A 3739-nucleotide genomic window follows, 5' to 3' on the forward strand; every position below is an offset into this window, starting at 1 on the left:
ATTTAGCAGAGAGCTGTGTTTTTGATAAACAGTTGCTTGGGCCTATTCACTGCGGCTGACCATAAGTCAGCGCCCCTTCTCCCGAAGTTACGGGGCCATTTTGCCGAGTTCCTTAACGAGAGTTCTCTCGCTCACCTGAGGCTACTCGCCTCGACTACCTGTGTCGGTTTGCGGTACGGGTAGAGTATAATTAACGCTAGAAGCTTTTCTTGGCAGTGTGACATCACTAACTTCGCTACTAAACTTCGCTCCCCATCACAGCTCAATGTTATAGATATAAGCATTTGACTCATATCACACCTCACTGCTTGGCCAGACACTTCCAATCGTCTGGTTTAGTTAGCCTACTGCGTCCCTCCATCACTATATACTCTAGTACAGGAATATCAACCTGTTGTCCATCGGATACACCTTTCGGTCTCTCCTTAGGTCCCGACTAACCCAGGGCGGACGAGCCTTCCCCTGGAAACCTTAGTCTTACGGTGGACAGGATTCTCACCTGTCTTTCGCTACTCATACCGGCATTCTCACTTCTATGCGCTCCAGCACTCCTCACGGTACACCTTCTTCGCACATAGAACGCTCTCCTACCATACCTATAAAGGTATCCACAGCTTCGGTAATATGTTTTAGCCCCGGTACATTTTCGGCGCAGGGTCACTCGACTAGTGAGCTATTACGCACTCTTTGAATGAATAGCTGCTTCTAAGCTAACATCCTAGTTGTCTGTGCAACCCCACATCCTTTTCCACTTAACATATATTTTGGGACCTTAGCTGGTGGTCTGGGCTGTTTCCCTTTCGACTACGGATCTTAGCACTCGCAGTCTGACTGCCGATTATATCTCGTTGGCATTCGGAGTTTATCTGAGATTGGTAATCCGGGATGGACCCCTCACCCAAACAGTGCTCTACCTCCAAGAGACTTAACATCGACGCTAGCCCTAAAGCTATTTCGGAGAGAACCAGCTATCTCCAAGTTCGTTTGGAATTTCTCCGCTACCCACAAGTCATCCAAGCACTTTTCAACGTGCCCTGGTTCGGTCCTCCAGTGAGTTTTACCTCACCTTCAACCTGCTCATGGGTAGGTCACATGGTTTCGGGTCTACGACATGATACTAATGCGCCCTATTAAGACTCGGTTTCCCTACGGCTCCGTCTCTTCAACTTAACCTCGCATCATATCGTAACTCGCCGGTTCATTCTACAAAAGGCACGCTCTCACCCATTAACGGGCTCGAACTTGTTGTAGGCACACGGTTTCAGGTTCTATTTCACTCCCCTCCCGGGGTGCTTTTCACCTTTCCCTCACGGTACTGGTTCACTATCGGTCACTAGAGAGTATTTAGGGTTGGGAGATGGTCCTCCCGGATTCCGACGAGATTTCTCGTGTCTCGCCGTACTCAGGATACTGCTAGGTATAAAGACTATTTCGAATACGAGGCTATTACTCTCTTTGGCCTACCTTCCCAGGTAGTTCTTCTATAATCTTTAAGTCCACGTTGCAGTCCTACAACCCCGAAGAGTAAACTCTTCGGTTTGCCCTCTTGCCGTTTCGCTCGCCGCTACTAAGGCAATCGCTTTTGCTTTCTCTTCCTGCAGCTACTTAGATGTTTCAGTTCACTGCGTCTTCCTCTACATTACCTTAACAGTAATGAGTGACAGGCATTACCTGCCGGGTTCCCCCATTCGGACATCTCTGGATCATTGCTCACTTACAGCTCCCCAAAGCATTTCGTCGTTAGTCACGTCCTTCATCGGCTTCTAGTGCCAAGGCATCCACCGTGCGCCCTTATTAACTTAACCTTATTTTGGTCTTTCGACCTAACTCATTAAATATTCACAGCGTTTCGGTTTATTTTCTTGTTACTATCTATATGTAATTAATTACATATGGAATTTGATATAGATATTCAATTTTCAATGGACAATACTTGAATCTTTCGATTCAATGGAGCCTAGCGGGATCGAACCGCTGACCTCCTGCGTGCAAAGCAGGCGCTCTCCCAGCTGAGCTAAGGCCCCACAAGACCTCTCAAAACTAAATAAGAAACTCAAGTACATTCCGTTTTTCCTTAGAAAGGAGGTGATCCAGCCGCACCTTCCGATACGGCTACCTTGTTACGACTTCACCCCAATCATCTATCCCACCTTAGGCGGCTGGCTCCAAAAGGTTACCTCACCGACTTCGGGTGTTACAAACTCTCGTGGTGTGACGGGCGGTGTGTACAAGGCCCGGGAACGTATTCACCGCGGCGTGCTGATCCGCGATTACTAGCGATTCCGACTTCATGTAGGCGAGTTGCAGCCTACAATCCGAACTGAGATTGGCTTTAAGAGATTAGCTTGCCGTCACCGACTCGCAACTCGTTGTACCAACCATTGTAGCACGTGTGTAGCCCAGGTCATAAGGGGCATGATGATTTGACGTCATCCCCACCTTCCTCCGGTTTATTACCGGCAGTCTCGCTAGAGTGCCCAACTGAATGATGGCAACTAACAATAGGGGTTGCGCTCGTTGCGGGACTTAACCCAACATCTCACGACACGAGCTGACGACAACCATGCACCACCTGTCACCGATGTACCGAAGTAACTTTCTATCTCTAGAAATAGCATCGGGATGTCAAGACCTGGTAAGGTTCTTCGCGTTGCTTCGAATTAAACCACATGCTCCACCGCTTGTGCGGGCCCCCGTCAATTCCTTTGAGTTTCAACCTTGCGGTCGTACTCCCCAGGCGGAGTGCTTAATGCGTTAGCTGCGGCACTGAATCCCGGAAAGGATCCAACACCTAGCACTCATCGTTTACGGCGTGGACTACCAGGGTATCTAATCCTGTTCGCTCCCCACGCTTTCGAGCCTCAGCGTCAGTTACAGACCAGAGAGCCGCTTTCGCCACCGGTGTTCCTCCATATATCTACGCATTTCACCGCTACACATGGAATTCCACTCTCCCCTTCTGCACTCAAGTTTGACAGTTTCCAAAGCGAACTATGGTTGAGCCACAGCCTTTAACTTCAGACTTATCAAACCGCCTGCGCTCGCTTTACGCCCAATAAATCCGGACAACGCTCGGGACCTACGTATTACCGCGGCTGCTGGCACGTAGTTAGCCGTCCCTTTCTGGTAAGCTACCGTCACAGTGTGAACTTTCCACTCTCACACTCGTTCTTGACTTACAACAGAGCTTTACGATCCGAAAACCTTCTTCACTCACGCGGCGTTGCTCGGTCAGGGTTGCCCCCATTGCCGAAGATTCCCTACTGCTGCCTCCCGTAGGAGTCTGGGCCGTGTCTCAGTCCCAGTGTGGCCGATCACCCTCTCAGGTCGGCTATGTATCGTCGCCTAGGTGAGCCGTTACCTCACCTACTAGCTAATACAACGCAGGTCCATCTTGTAGTGGAGCAATTGCCCCTTTCAAATAAATGACATGTGTCATCCATTGTTATGCGGTATTAGCTATCGTTTCCAATAGTTATCCCCCGCTACAAGGCAGGTTACCTACGCGTTACTCACCCGTTCGCAACTCATCCAAGAAGAGCAAGCTCCTCTCTTCAGCGTTCTACTTGCATGTATTAGGCACGCCGCCAGCGTTCGTCCTGAGCCAGGATCAAACTCTCATTAAAATCTTTAATAATTGTTCGAGCGTTAACTCATTACCGTCATCTGACGATTTATTCTTGTAAATTGACAGGTTATAATTTCTTCTATCATAACCCTGCACTTGGTTTCTTATTCA

Annotated in this window: 1 tRNA gene and 2 rRNA genes (1 of these 3 only partly in view); all 3 read right to left on the bottom strand. The window is 49.0% G+C overall.

What is annotated here, in order from left to right:
- Positions 1-1805: ribosomal RNA gene (locus HMPREF1517_RS07470) — 23S ribosomal RNA — on the bottom strand (it extends 1095 nt beyond the left edge of the window).
- Positions 1806-1951: 146 nt separating this feature from the next.
- Positions 1952-2024, bottom strand: a tRNA-Ala gene (locus HMPREF1517_RS07475).
- A gap of 54 nt (positions 2025-2078) precedes the next feature.
- A 16S ribosomal RNA gene (locus tag HMPREF1517_RS07480) occupies positions 2079-3626 on the bottom strand.
- Together the 16S and 23S rRNA genes with 1 tRNA gene alongside form the textbook arrangement of a ribosomal RNA operon.
- Positions 3627-3739 lie beyond the last annotated feature (113 nt).

Source organism: Streptococcus sp. ACS2 (genome assembly GCF_000525585.1).
In the GTDB taxonomy this organism is placed as follows: Bacteria; Bacillota; Bacilli; order Lactobacillales; family Streptococcaceae; genus Streptococcus.